General features: G+C 63.8%; 12 protein-coding genes. 5 read left to right on the forward strand and 7 right to left on the reverse strand.

What is annotated here, in order from left to right; translation table 11 throughout:
- Positions 1–24: 24 nt before the first annotated feature.
- The gene (locus FJ964_RS22390) at positions 25–447 is read right to left on the reverse strand and encodes a DoxX family protein (protein WP_140552422.1); all 423 of its coding nucleotides are present in this window, start codon (positions 445–447) and stop codon (positions 25–27) included.
- Positions 448–565: 118 nt separating this feature from the next.
- Here FJ964_RS22390 and FJ964_RS22395 point away from each other — a divergent pair, with 118 nt between their 5' ends.
- Complete coding sequence (locus FJ964_RS22395) at positions 566–1471, forward strand: LysR family transcriptional regulator (RefSeq protein ID WP_140552423.1); 906 nt, start codon at positions 566–568, stop codon at positions 1469–1471.
- A gap of 193 nt (positions 1472–1664) precedes the next feature.
- Here FJ964_RS22395 and FJ964_RS22400 read toward each other — a convergent pair whose 3' ends face one another.
- From FJ964_RS22400 to FJ964_RS22410, 3 genes are all read right to left on the reverse strand, one after another.
- Positions 1665–2582 carry an NADP-dependent oxidoreductase gene (locus FJ964_RS22400; RefSeq protein ID WP_140552424.1) on the reverse strand — a complete coding sequence of 306 codons (918 nt, stop codon included), beginning with the start codon at positions 2580–2582 and terminating at the stop codon, positions 1665–1667.
- A gap of 120 nt (positions 2583–2702) precedes the next feature.
- A complete protein-coding gene (locus tag FJ964_RS22405) occupies positions 2703–3404 on the reverse strand; it encodes a nitroreductase family protein (RefSeq protein ID WP_224660392.1) in 702 nt (233 codons plus the stop codon).
- Between the two features lie 129 nt (positions 3405–3533).
- Positions 3534–4490: an AraC family transcriptional regulator gene (locus FJ964_RS22410; RefSeq protein WP_140552425.1), complete on the reverse strand. Its 957-nt coding sequence runs from the start codon at positions 4488–4490 to the stop codon at positions 3534–3536.
- A gap of 259 nt (positions 4491–4749) precedes the next feature.
- Here FJ964_RS22410 and FJ964_RS22415 point away from each other — a divergent pair, with 259 nt between their 5' ends.
- Complete coding sequence (locus FJ964_RS22415; RefSeq protein WP_140552426.1) at positions 4750–5709, forward strand: EamA family transporter; 960 nt, start codon at positions 4750–4752, stop codon at positions 5707–5709.
- A 12-nt stretch (positions 5710–5721) separates the two neighbouring features.
- On the opposite strand, the gene FJ964_RS22420 is transcribed toward FJ964_RS22415, so the two are convergent.
- Entirely contained in the window at positions 5722–7158 is a 1437-nt protein-coding gene (locus FJ964_RS22420) for a PLP-dependent aminotransferase family protein (RefSeq protein WP_140552427.1), read from the reverse strand.
- A gap of 891 nt (positions 7159–8049) precedes the next feature.
- Between FJ964_RS22420 and FJ964_RS22430 the strand changes: the two genes are divergently transcribed.
- Both FJ964_RS22430 and FJ964_RS22435 read left to right on the forward strand, forming a co-directional pair.
- Complete coding sequence (locus tag FJ964_RS22430; protein WP_181172575.1) at positions 8050–9036, forward strand: methyltransferase; 987 nt, start codon at positions 8050–8052, stop codon at positions 9034–9036.
- A 187-nt stretch (positions 9037–9223) separates the two neighbouring features.
- On the forward strand, positions 9224–9682 hold the full coding sequence (locus FJ964_RS22435) for a c-type cytochrome (RefSeq protein WP_224713312.1): 459 nt from the start codon (positions 9224–9226) through the stop codon (positions 9680–9682).
- Between the two features lie 157 nt (positions 9683–9839).
- On the opposite strand, the gene FJ964_RS22440 is transcribed toward FJ964_RS22435, so the two are convergent.
- Positions 9840–11384, reverse strand: a complete 1545-nt coding sequence (locus tag FJ964_RS22440; RefSeq protein WP_140552429.1) for an alpha/beta hydrolase — start codon at positions 11382–11384, stop codon at positions 9840–9842.
- 318 nt (positions 11385–11702) lie between these two features.
- Between FJ964_RS22440 and FJ964_RS22445 the strand changes: the two genes are divergently transcribed.
- Positions 11703–12482 carry a class I SAM-dependent methyltransferase gene (locus FJ964_RS22445; RefSeq protein WP_224713300.1) on the forward strand — a complete coding sequence of 260 codons (780 nt, stop codon included), beginning with the start codon at positions 11703–11705 and terminating at the stop codon, positions 12480–12482.
- Here FJ964_RS22445 and FJ964_RS22450 read toward each other — a convergent pair.
- Positions 12469–13563 carry an ROK family transcriptional regulator gene (locus FJ964_RS22450; protein ID WP_140552507.1) on the reverse strand — a complete coding sequence of 365 codons (1095 nt, stop codon included), beginning with the start codon at positions 13561–13563 and terminating at the stop codon, positions 12469–12471. The two genes, FJ964_RS22445 and FJ964_RS22450, sit on opposite strands and share 14 nt — an antisense overlap.
- Positions 13564–13603: the final 40 nt, after the last annotated feature.

Here is a 13603-nt window from a genome sequence, read left to right on the forward strand (position 1 = left end):
GGACGGGGCACTGCCCCGGTTGGTTCAATGGATGAGCGGTAGAATGGCCCGGACTCGGGGATCGCGCAGATAGAGGCCGCCCCATGTCAGCGCGCCCAGAAGCAGCGAAATGATCTCCGGCGGCGACCCCAACTCACCGATGCGGACATGGGCGCAGATGGCACCACCCAAAAAGCCCGTCACCAGGATCGCGCCGAGGACGGCTGTGGCCGGAATGGCGTAAAGGATGGCGCAGGCGAGGATGATTGGACCCACGACACGGGTCAGGTCCATCGCGAACCCGGTTTCCTGCAACATGCTCGCGATCTGTGCCGGCGCGAAAACCTGAATGGCGCCGTCTGCCATCAGGACGATGACGACAAACGCGCTCATGATCCGGCCGGCCCACAGGGCGCGATGCAAGGTCATGGTTTCGGCTGTCTGGCGCTGGTTCATGGTTTCGGACATTTGTCGTTCTCTGATGGGGAGATCCCATGTCCGAAACTTACTGTGCCTCCTGAGTGTGATAAACACCGAGGAAATGAACCAACTGTTCTCATTCTAGAAAACAATACGAGGCACGAAGATGCAGAATCTCGAACCCGTCCTCATTTTCATAACGGTAGCGGAAATGGGGAGCTTCACCCGCGCGGCCGATAGCCTGGGCATCCAAAAGGGGAGGGCCTCGACGGCGGTCCGGAAACTGGAAGAAGATGTCGGTGTCAGGCTCCTGCACCGCACGACGCGCAGCGTGCGGTTGACGGAGGACGGGCGCGCATTTCATGCCCGTGCCCGCGATCTGCTTGCTGAAGTCGATGATCTGCACTCGATGTTCGCAGGCGATCGCGTGGCGCTTCGCGGGCGTTTACGGGTCGATCTTCCGACCGAAGTGGCGCGCACGACGATCGTCCCGGCCTTGCCGGATTTCATGGCGGCTCACCCCGAGTTGGAGATGGAGGTGTCGAGTACCGATCGGCAAGTCGATCTGGTTCAAGAGGGGTTTGACTGCGTGTTGCGGCTTGGTCCCATCGGGGACGAGACGCTGATTGCCCGCCCGTTGGGCCTGTTGCGCATGGTCAACGCCGCCAGTCCCGCCTATTTGGCGCGCTATGGCATCCCTCGATCGCTGGACGATCTCCGGCGCCAGGGACATCGGACAATTCATTTTTCGACGATGCTGGGCGCGAGGCCCCATGGATGGGAATATCCGGACGGCGACAGCTACGCGACGCTTCGCTTGCCAGGCGCGCTACACGTCAACAGCGCGCAGACCTACGATGCTGCTGCCGTCGCCGGCCTTGGCCTGATTCAGGCGCCACTCCTGGGGATTGGCCAATACTTGAAAAGTGGAGCGCTGGTGGAGGTCATGCCCGATTTGCGTCGCCGGGCGATCCCCGTGTCCTTCGTCGTCGCGCATCGCAGCAATCTGTCGCGCCGAGTCCGCGCATTCATGAAATGGATCGAAGATGTGCTGACGCCGTATCTGGAATAGCGAGACGAACATCTTCGTCCGGCCTCGAAATCACCATTCCGAGTGTGTCTGCCGGTCGGCGGTCGGCGGCCCAACAGAATGCGACACCTAAGCCGGCGAGCCAGACATCAGGTCTCGCCGCTCGCAACCTATCCGGGGCCGCCCTCCTAGACGAAATCGGGGAGGGAGGAACCGTCCTCTCTCCCCCAAATCCTCACGGGCGAACACGGATGACCGTTTTCCCCGCGCGCCGCTCGGTCGAGTTGAAGGCGGCGATCGCTTCATCGAGGGTCGCGACTTTGCCGATGTTCGTCCGCAGCCGTCCGTCCCGTACCCGCTGGACGATCTCGCTCAGCTGGGCACGATCGGACTCGACGACGAAGTCGACCGCCAGGCCATCCACGGGCCGCGCGTCGGTCGGTCCGACGACGGTCACCAGTGTACCTCCGGCTCGGATCAGCGCCGCGGACCGTTTCTGGATGTCGCCGCCAATGACATCGAACACCAGATCGATGCCGCGCACGTCTTCCAGGGCGTCGTTCTCGAGGTCGACGAATTCATTCGCGCCGAAATCGAGCGCCTTCTGACGGTCGGCAGAGCGTCCGGTACCGATGACGTAGGCGCCGGCCTCTCGTGCGAGCTGCGTCACCATCGACCCGACGGCGCCGGCCGCACCATGCGCAAGGACGCTCTGCCCCGCCTGAAGGCGGCCATGCTGAAACAGTCCCTGCCACGCGGTCAGGCCCGAGATCGGCAGGCTCGCGCCCACCGTGAACTCGACGTCGCCCGGCAATGGCGCGAGGTTGCGAGCCTCGATGGCTATATACTCGGCAAGGGTGCCGTCGCGATGCCAGTCCGCGATGCCGAACACCCGCTGACCGATTGAAAGCCCCGTGGTGCCGTAGCCGAGCGCAGTGACCACACCGGCCAGCTCATGGCCGAGGATCGACGGCGTCCGGTCGCGGAAGGCTCGATCGGCCCAGGTCGAGGGCCACTCCAGTTCGGTGTTGACGAATCCCGCCGCATGAACCTGTACGACGACATCGTTTATCGCTGCCTGCGGCTCGGGCCGCTCCACCAGCTTCATCCCGGCCGTTCCTGCGGCTTGGTCCGTCACTACGATCGCTTTCATGGGAATTGTCTCCTCAGACATTTGTTGGTTCGGGGTAATTTACGGGCGTGGAAGGACTTTTCGATCTCTCACGCAGTTCTTGCCTTTGTAGCCTCCGTAAGATCTTGACTTGGCTGGCGATTATGCAAAGTCCAGCACATCGGCCACCGGCATGCGCGGCTTCTGCGGCCAGTTGCCGGCTCGCTCCGGCCCTACGGTCAGCAGCATGACCGGCACTTCGTCTTCGGCCAGGCCGAACTCGCGGTGCACCGCCTCGGCGTCGAAACCGATCATCGGCGTCGAACCCAGGCCCAGCGAACGGGCCGCATAGATGATCGCCGCGGTGCCGAAGGTCGCCGAGCGCACGGCTTCGTCGCGCTGGCGCTGCGGCTGATCGTCATACAGACCGCGAGCGGGGATCTCCCATTCCGGCACCAGCTGCGCCGGCATGATACCGGCTTCCACCACGGGCGCCAGACGGTCGGGGACGGTGCTGGCATCGGCCAGCCTGCCGATGATGATGAAAGCCACGGCCGCTTCGGTGATCGCGGGCTGGTTCCAGGCGATCGGACGCAGCCGCGCCTTGGCTTCTGCCGAGCGTACGGCAATGAAGCGCCAGTTCTGCAGGTGGAAGGAGGTTGGCGCGGACGTGCCGATACGCACCAGGTCGCGGATCTGGTCGTCGCTCAAGGTGGCAGCAGGGTCGTAGTACTTGGCGGCACTGCGGCTCAGGATCGTTTCGATGACGGCATTCGTCGCGAATGCGTTTTCGCTCTTCCCGGTCTCCCCGAGGCTTTCGGCGGCTACGCGGGTTGCGGGTCCGGTGGTGGCGAGGCAGTTCATTGGATGGCTCCCTTATCAAGTGATTGCGGAGCCTAATTTACGAGGAGGAGTGATTATTTCGAGACTGAATTGGCTCAATCTAATGCGTGAAAGGATCAAACTTTGCCTTCCCGACTCCAGGTCGCGGTCTTACTCGCCCTTGTGCGTCAGCCGCCGCCACTCCCCCGGCGTCATTCCCATCCTTTCGGCGAAGACACGCCGGAATGCCGAAACGGATTGATATCCAACGGTCTCGGCCACGGCCTCGGTGCTGATCGCCGGCTTCTTCAACTCGTTGGCGGCCAGGCTCATGCGCAGATCGGTCAACAAATCGAGAGCGGAGCGACCCAGCTTGTCCTGAAACTGGCGCATGAACGTAGCGCGCGACATCCCGCACAAATCGGCCAGATCGGGCAGTTTCCAAGGCCGTGCCGCATCGGCGAACATCGCGGAAATGGCTGGAGCAAGTCGTGGATTGCCGGCCAGGGCCAACAAGCCTTCGGGGGCTTTCCCGGATTGGCTCGCCGCGCGCAGCACCAGTGTGAACAGGGCCGAAGAAAGCGCGTTGAGAATGGCGCGTCCTCCGGCTCTGTCACCGACGGACTCCAGTCGCATCAGCCTCACCAGACCGGCCAGTTGGCTGGAGGCGGAGCCGATGCCGTTTTCTTCATCGCCGTCCATGGACCGCGCCACCAGATCCGCAGGCAGGTAGTTGCGGACCAGCCGATCATGGGGCGGCGCGATAAAAAATCGCCCGCACAGCAGATCCAGTTGCTCGCCCCGGCCATCGTTCTCGCTCAGCGTCCATCCGGCAGCCCCCCGGCGTTGCTGGGTAGGGATTGGTGTTTGCCCGCTGCCGTCGTGCAGTACATGCGCCGCGCCGTGAGGCAGCAGCACAATATCTCCACTCACCAGCTCCCTTGCTGCTCTCGTGTCCGGATCCTCCAAAATGGCCCGGCCCTTGACTATGACGTGGTAGGGAATTTCGTTGGCGGCAGCCTTGCTCCAGGCAACGCGCCACGGCGCACCGTAGGCGCAGCGGACCTCGAGCTGGCCGGTGACGGTGATGATTTGCAAGAGATGGCTGAGCCAGTCCACTTCAGACATTGGACCTCGAAAACCGGAAATGGTGAAACACCTTATCGCAATTGTGCACCGGTTCTATCTGTCACTCACATTTCCAACCTGGCTCCGACCGCGTCTGGGTCGAGAGCGAGCCATCGAGCGCCCCACGATCGGACAGGGGCCTGTATCAGACGCCGCGATCGAGCGCAGATGCCTTTCGCCTTTCAAAACGGATGCACGACCCAACCGCGCAGGCTATATTGTCCCATCGGGCCGACGTCATCGAAGGGGAGGGCATGACATGCAGGCAATGCCGATAGCGCATCACGCTGCGCAACCCGAGCTCGGGCCCATATCCTCCTTGGCCGGCTATCCCGCCGCCGTCCTGTGCTGGCTGCTTTCGGCCGGTGTCTATATCGCGGCCAAATGGGTGGCGCCTGAAATGCCGCCCTGGGGCCTGTGCTTCTGGCGGCTGACGCTTGCTTGCGCCATCCTGCTGCCGATCGTGCACCGTCATCACGACGCGATGATCGGGCTGTTGCGAACGCGCGCCGTGGAGGTCGTCGCCGTCGGGGCAATCGGCCTCACCCTGTGCCAGGGCATGATCTACCATGGCCTCAACGACACCGACGCCACCACCGCCGGCATCATCATGGCGCTGTCGCCTGTGATGACGATGGTGCTCGCCCGTTTCGTGCTTGGCGAGCCGCTCGGGCTGTGGAAGTCGCTTGGCGCGCTGGTTGCGCTCGCCGGAATGATCTTCATCGTTGCCCACGGAAACCTGACGGCGCTGCTGCAACTCAAGTTCAACGCCGGCGAGCTCTGGATCGTCGGCAGCGCGTTCTGCTGGGGCCTGTACACCGTACTTTTGCGGCGTGCCAAATTCGGCATCGAACTCCTGCCGATGGTCGTGCTGCTGCTCGGCGCCGGTGCGCTGGTCGCCTTGCCGTTCCATGTCTGGGAATTGTTCAACGACGAACGCTCCGCCATGGACGTCCGCAGCATTCTCGCGCTCGCCTATCTGGCCGGTCCGGGCGGCGCCCTGATGTACTATCTCTACAACAAAAGCGTGGAAACGCTTGGCGCGAGCCGAGCGAGCATGCTGCTCTACCTGCAGACGGTGTTCGTCGCTGTGCTAGCCTATCTGCTGCTCGGCGAGGGCTTGCACGATTACGATCTGGTCGGGGCGGCCTTCATCGTCGCCGGCATCGTCCTCGCCACCGTGGTCAAACCCAGGCCAGCCCAGCCACGCGTGGCGTAGACAAATTGAAGGTCAGGGCGATTCACTGTCGAAACAGGCGCGCAGCAAATGCAACCCTTCTTCGATGTGGGGCGTCGGAATGGCGCCATACCCCAGCATGATCCCGGCCCGCGGGATGGCGTTCACGGCGAACCGTGACAGAATCTGGACGGCGACGCCGCGATCGGCTGCGCGGCGGGCGACCTCGGCGATCCGGTCCGCCGACATTTTCCGGGCAAGGGCGGTGAGATGGAGCCCCGTTGTCGATGGGATGAGCTCGAGATGCTCGGCAAAATCATTGGCGATGGCTTTCGCGATGATCTGGTGCCGTTCCCGATAGATTGCGTTCACCCGACGGATGTGACGCGCAAAAGCGCCCTCATCGATGAAACGCGCGAGCGCTGCTTGCGCCGGGGTCGACGAATGCCAGTCGCTGACGAATTTCGCTTTGTGCACTGCCGCTCGCAGCGATGGCGGCGTCAATATGAAGCCCAGCCGAAGCGTCGGCAGCATTGTCTTCGAGAAGGAGCCGACGTAGATGACCCGGCCTTTTGCGTCGAGCGTCTGCAACGGCTCGAGGGGACGGCCCCCGAAACGGAACTCGCTATCGTAGTCGTCTTCGATGATGGCCGCGTTATTTCGCTCGGCCCAGGCCAGCAGCGCCTGCCGGCGCGGCAGCGTCATCGTTACCGAAAGCGGAAATTGATGAGACGGCGTGACATACACGGCTCGGATTCCGCGCGGTAGCGCATCAACGACCAGCCCCTGGCGATCCACCGGTACACCGACCACACGAATACCCAAGGCCTTGAACAAATGCCTCGGAGGGCCGTAGCCCGGATCCTCGATGGCAATTGCATCGCCCGGTGCCAGCAGGACGCGTGCCAGGACATCCAGTGCCTGCTGGGTGCCGTTTGTGACAATGATGTCGTCCGCAGCCGCCCCGATCCCTCGGGAGATGCCTATGTGCCTGGCGATTGCGACCCTGAGATCGTGATGTCCGGCGGGATGCTCGTAAGTGCCGGCGGTCGCTTCGCCCGAACGCAGCGCCCAAACCACCGACCGCCGCCATGCCCCGTGCGGAAACAGCGAAGCATCGCAAAACCCGGCGTGAAAGTCGAAACGAACCGGCTCGAATGCGGGTGGTGGGGCTATCGCCTCCCAGATCTGGCGTGGCTGGAGCACGCCGGTAGATCGGCGTCCGGTCTTTTCTCGCCCGGCCGGCATCACCAATTCGCCGATGAACGTCCCGGACCCCTGCCTGGATGTCACGAACCCTTCGGCGGCGAGCCGTTCATACGCCACTGTCACGGTGGCACGCGACACGGCAAGCGTCCGCGCCAGTTCGCGGCCAGGCGGCAGAGGATCGCCGGGCCGCAGCCGTCGATCCAGAACGGCGCGCCGTATCTGACGATATATCTCGCCGCTGAGATTCTTGCGCCCGACCAGGCTTATGTGAAAGGCCGTCATTGTTCAGCAACTGGAATTGGTCTGACGCAGGCACCGGAATTCGGCCTGCGACCAGTCCTCCAGCGTCCTGCGCCGCCTTAGCGGCAGGACCTTGCAAGTGTCACTATGCCAACCGGAATTGGACTGGCCAAGAATCCCTGAATTGGCACTTCTGTCGGTCCTCTAGCCTCCTTACCATTGCTTCGGCGGCAAGGGAAGAAGCGGATGGCCGGCAACGGGAGGCTGAAATGCCTCGAGCGGAAACTCGAATCCATCACCCGTCGAGGGTGCGACTATCTCGGTCTGTGCTGAAAACCACAGTCGCGGCCCTCAAGACCTGGCAATTATCCGTCTCAAGACGTCGGGCAATCGCGGATTTGTCCCCCGAACTGTTGAGGGACATCGGTCATGGCGAGGCCCCCGTGCCAGTGGTGGAAGTAAAGCCAGGTTTAGTCACGAACTTGATGTCGATGAGGTAACGCGTGATGCGGTTCCTGCCCGTTCATGGCGGATGGCACGGCGGCTGGTGCTGGGGAAGGGTGACGGCGCCCGAAGAGAGCGGACATCGGGTCCATGCCATCGATCTGTCGGACCACGGGGCCGACCCGACACCGGCCGCCACGGCTGACCCTATTGCGCCATCGGCGCGGCCTTGCGAGCACAAGGCGGCCGTCGCGTGCTGGTGGACCCTTCGATCGGCGGCATTTTCGAAACCCGCGCCGTCACCGCGCGGCTCAAAAGCTTCGACCACCCGTCAACATTTGGGAGAGTGCCATGCCCAACCATCAGCGCGCTGCTACGCCCATGACAACGCTTGCCCACCAGCCCGGTTCGATCCCGGGCGAGACAGGGCTGCGCGCGGCCGACCGACCGATCGTCACCATGCAAGAGCTTCCTTCCGCTGTCCCGCTAATGGCGCTTTCGACCGGTTTCTGGGCCTTCAAGACTCTGGCCGCCGCGCATGAGTTGGACCTCTTCAGCCGCCTCGCGAGCGGCGCCGGCATCACGGTTGCGGAGCTGGCGGAAGCGCTCGGCCTGCATCAACGCCCGGCAGAGATGCTGTTGACCGGCTGCGCTGCACTTGGGCTCCTGGAGAAAGCCGGCGGCCGCTATCGCAACACGCCCTTAAGCGAAACCTATCTCGTGAAGGGTAAGCCGTATTACTTCGGCGGCTTCGTGCAGATGGCCGACAAGCGGCTCTACGCGGGCTGGGGAAGGCTTGCAGAGGCGCTGCGCACGAACCGGCCAACCACATGGAATCCGGCAGTGCAATCCTCGATGTTCGAGGGCGCGGATCCTACGATGCTGGCGCTTTTCTGGGAGGCAATGCATTCGCTTTCCACGATGACCGCGCGCAAGCTCGGCGAAGCCGTGGATCTCGGTCAGTTCCGCCGCCTCCTGGACATCGGCGGCGGATCGGGCGCGTACGACATCGAGCTTTGCAAACAGTATGAGGCGTTGCGTGCGACCGTGTTTGACCTGCCGCATGTCGCCGCGATCGCCGCGGGCAAGATCGCCGAGGCCGGCTTGACCGACCGCATCGAGACCGCGGGCGGCAATTTCTTTGAACAGCTTCCCGGGGATCACGACGTGCATCTCCTGTCGATGATCATGCACGATTGGGACGAGGCGAAGAACCGCGCCCTGCTGCGCCGGTCCTTCGAGGCTTTGCCAAGCGGCGGCGCGGTCGTCATCAGCGAGCTTCTCGTCAATGATGAAAAGACCGGACCGGCGCCGGCCGCGCTGATGAGCCTCAACATGCTGATCGAGACGGAAGGACGAAACTACACCCCGGCCGAGTATTCGGAGTGGCTCGAGGAAGCCGGATTCAGGCACGTCGAGACGGTCTGGTTCGATGCTCCCGCCGCGAATGGCGCCGTGATCGGCCGCAAACCGTAAGGCGCAACGTGGAGCGGATCAGGTGCGCCGCAATCGGCTGGGGGGCTGCGTCGGCAGCCCCCGACGGGAGCACGACAAGGCCATAGGAGAAGCCAAGAACAAACCAAGGGAGGAAATCATGTTTCCAGCGTCAGTTCGTCTCGCATTGCTCACAGCCTCGGTCGTCGCCCTTCCATCATACGCCGCCATGGCCGACGACGCGCAGGTTGCGCGTGGCGAGTACCTGGTTACGATTGCCGGCTGCAACGACTGCCACACGCCCGGCTACTTCTTCGGCAAACCCGATATGTCGCGCTTTCTTGGCGGCTCGGATGTGGGCTTTGAGATACCTGGCGTCGGTGTCTTTCCCGGTCGAAACATCACGTCCGACAAGGAGACCGGCATCGGCAGCTGGACCTCGGAGCAGATCGTCGCTGCGATCCAGACCGGCCAGCGGCCGGACGGCCGCACCTTGGCGCCGATTATGCCCTGGCCTGCTTTTGCCCATCTCACAGCGGACGATGCCATGGCGATCGCGGCGTTCCTGCAAAGCGTGAAGCCGGTAAGCAACAAGGTCCCGGGCCCGTTCAAGCCTGGCGACATGGTGTCGACACCCATGATGCGGATCATACCGCCGGGCGGAACCGCTGCCGCTGCACCGAAATAGGCCGGAAACCGGCCTTCCACCGGACGTCATGTTCGACGCCGCCCGGCGTCGTCCCGGAGCATGGCCAAAATGGCATCCGCGCCGGCCTCGCTATTCGCGGCCAGTCCCACGGCCATTTCCACAGCGGAACTGACGGCGGCTGACGCCGCATCGCGCGTCAGCTGCTTCGTGCAAGCGCGCCGATGCTTTCGAGCAGCGGCTGTTGGTCGCCGACCCAAAACCAGTGGTCGTCACCGGCCAGCTCGATGAACCGCGCGCCCGGGATTCCGGCCGCCAGGAGCCGCCCCGCCTCGACGCGCACGGCGCGGTCGCCGGAGCGGTGCAGAACCATCGTGGGGGCCGAGACCTTTGCGAGCAGGGAACGGACATCGGTATCACGCAGCGCTTCGAGCAGGCCTGCGACCGCGCCGGGGCTGGAGGCTGCCCTGAGCAATCCCGCCCACCAGGTCTCCGCCTGGCGGTCTCCGGAGAGGCTCGGGGCGAACGTCTCGATTTCCGCCGGGCCGCCCCAGCCGGCGATCAGCCGCTGCTTCCACAGATCGTATTGCGCGGCGGTCAAGGCGAAGGGATAGTCCGACGCGCGGCTGCCTTTCGCGAGCGAACCCCACAGGACAAGGCCGATAAGCCGATCGGGATGATCGATAGCAAAACGGACACAACCCGGCCCGCCCTCCGACGCGCCGATGAGCAAGGCCCGGCGGCTGCCGGCCGCATCCATGACTGCCAAGATGTCCTGCGCAGTCGTTTCGACGGTGGGGCGCACGCCGACGCGGTCGGAAAGTCCCATGCCGCGCCGGTCGAACAGGATCAGGCGGCCCAGGCGCGAAACCGCTGATATCCAGGCGCGGCAGCGACTGTCTTCCCAGATACGCTCGACATGCGAAATGAAGCCGGGAACAAGCACGATGTCCGTCGGTCCGCTGCCGACGGTCTGATAGGCGAGATGGATGCCGTCCACTTCGACGTAGCGCGTCCTGGGCACGTCCAAGGTGACATCTTGAGTTGGCTCCCGCACCAGGGCAAGCGTGGCCGGGTCCGGCGCTACGCCGAGTTCGTCTCGTAACAGCCGTACGCAGCTTTCGGCCTGGCGCTCGGCTGCCGCCCTGTTCCCGGCCGCCAGGTGCGCACGGATCAGGTGACGGTGCGCACTTTCGCTCAAGGGGTCGAGTGCCGCCAGGCGCGTTGCATGCACGACCGCGCTGCGTGGCTCGCCCCCGGCGATCTTCGCTTCGATGGTACGCTCCAGCGCCTGCACCAACCGGCTACGCAAGGCCTCGCGCCTGAAAAAGACCCATTCGTCGAATTCCGGACAGTCCGGAAGTGAGAAGCCGTCGAGGTAGTCGCCCTTATATATGTCGGACGCTTCGTCGAGAGGGCCGACATTGCAGGCATGCTCGAAAACCTTGGAGTCGAGCTCGACGGCAAGCGCCGGGTGCAGGCTGAGGGATGCCCCCGTGGCGGCGATGACCTCCGTGCCGAACGCGATGCGGATTTTATGCAATGTGCGCCGGAGGCGCGCTCGTGCCGCTTCTTCGTCGGTTTCGGGCCACAGAAGCGTGGCGGCGACCTCGCGGCCCACGGGACCACCGGCCTCGGCGAGATAGATGAGGAGCGCGGCCGCCTTGCGCAAGGCGAGTTCCACCCGCCGCCCGTTCAAACGGAGCTCCGGAAACCCCAGAAGTCGGAACTCCAATCGCTCCATCGACCAGTACGCGGCCGCCCCGGGATATTGAGAGGACGTTCAGGGGACGCCGGCCTTCTATCCATCCCACGACGTCGGGCCGATCGGGCCCGATCAGGAGACTCCTTGGAGCGAGAAATGTCACCGGTCAATACTCTATCCCACCATTGCATGTCCAAGCCAGTTGCCGGGGACAGCGCCCCTGTCGGCTTCAAGAGCGCAGGGCAAGGAGGCTGAGACATGTGCCAATCCTGTCTCTCTTGGTATGCACGCTGCATTGCTCCCTATCTCGTCCACGCCGGCTGTTCGGCAAACGTGTTCGCGCGCATGCGAAGGCGCATGATCCCGCGGGCGCAGGGCATTGTCGTCGAAGTCGGCTTCGGGTCTGGCCTGAACCTTCCCTATTACGACGCCGCCAGGGTGGAGCGGCTGGTCGGCATCGATCCCGACGGCACGATGCTCGGCCTGGCCGAACCGAAGATCCGTTCGCTGCCGTTCGACGTCGACTGCATCCGTGCCAGCGGCGAAAGGCTGCCCTTGATCGATGGCCTCGCCGACACGGTCGTCGTCACTTATGCCTTCTGCACCATTCCCGACCCTGACGCGGCGCTGACCGAGATCCGCCGCATCCTGAAGCCCATGGGCCGGTTGATCTTCATCGAGCACGGCCAGGCCGAGGGGCCGCGCGGCCGCAGATGGCAGGAGCGGCTGAACAAGCCGTGGGGACGGCTCGCCGGCGGCTGTCATCTCAACCGCCAACCGCTGCACTTGATCCGCGCGGCAGGCTTCCGCATCGTTGAAGAGGAGCGCGGGCGGTTCCCGCTGCCCTTCTGGCAACTGGGAAGCCACTACGCCGGCGTCGCGGTGCTCCGACAGGCTGACGAGTCGTTGCCGCAGGCCAGATCGTGCATTACAAGGTCCCACGCACATCCGCTTCCGCGCGGAATTGCCGATGATGGTCGCCGGCATCCCGTTGCTGATGCGCGAGGCCACAGAAGACGGCGTGAGGGACAGCTTCTTCCACCGGAGTTAGCCGACATTCAAACGGGGGTGCATCCAACGTCTCGGATGGGGCTCTGCACCCCTTCTGTTGTTAGCGTTCCGATCATTGGATCATGAACCGCGAGCTGAACGGCAGGCTGGCCGCGCCGACGGCTTTCGGGCTGATGGTCACCCGCGCTGGCAATGCTTGGACAGCGGCAAATTCCTGGCCGATATCGGCGCATAAGGTCTTGGCGATTTTCTGCGGCGCATAGCTGGACAGGAGGACCGTCCTGAACTCGACAAACTGGGCCAGCGCCGAGATCGATGCTTTCAGGCGGTTTGAGCATTCCCCCAGCCATTCGGTGTAGGCCTCTCCAAGATCAGGCCACTCAGGGCTGCTGCTCCAGATGATTTCGGACGAGCGTCCGCGCATGGTCAGTTCGCTTTCCAGGCGCATGAGGCCATGATCGAAGCTGGCGCTGGAGTTTCCCTTATAGATCTGGTGGTTGAGGATGAGCCTGCTCTGCAGTCTAGCTCCGAGATAGAAGAACAAATAGTCGTTCAGCGGCTTTGCGACGCCGAACATGCTCTCGCCGCCGGCCGCCGCGGTGATGTCGTTCTGCACGAAGACCGGCAGCTTGATCTGCTCTTCGATCTCGCTTTGCAAAGCCTTCAGAGACGTGCTCGATCCGTTGCGGGTTGCAGCCATGGCGTCGACCTCATCGGGAACGGCCAGCCCGATACCCGCGACCCGGCTGCGCGCCTCGACGGGCAGGCTCGTCATGGCTTGCCTGATCGCCCCCAGCAAATCGCTGCTTTGTGGAAAGGGATTGGCTTCGTCCGCAGTTAGCTGCGTATGGAAGCGCACGGTGCCGATGAAGTCGATGAGCGCGATGTCGATCCTGCGCCGGCTGAAGCCGACGCCGACCGCGTAGGCGCCTTCCGGGTTGAGCGAAAGCGGGATGGTGGGGGGCCCGACACGGCCGCGCTGCGCCTCGCCCTGCGAGACCAGGCCTTCCCGTTCGAGGGAGCGGACGATGACCGAGGCCGTCTGCGCCGACAGACCGGTCTTCTCGCCGATTTCCATCCGCGATATGCCCTCGTTCTGAAGCAGCAGCGAGAGCACCAGACGCTCGTTGTAGCTGCGCACGCTCAACGCGTTCAGCCCGCTCGCACGATCGGCGATGCGCAAGGGATTGGGTGGTGCGAATCTCATGTCAGGCAAGGGCCGCCCCGTCGGTAAGAGGGCATTGCCT

The sequence above is a fragment of the Mesorhizobium sp. B2-3-2 genome, from assembly GCF_006442295.1.
Taxonomy (GTDB): Bacteria; Pseudomonadota; Alphaproteobacteria; order Rhizobiales; family Rhizobiaceae; genus Mesorhizobium.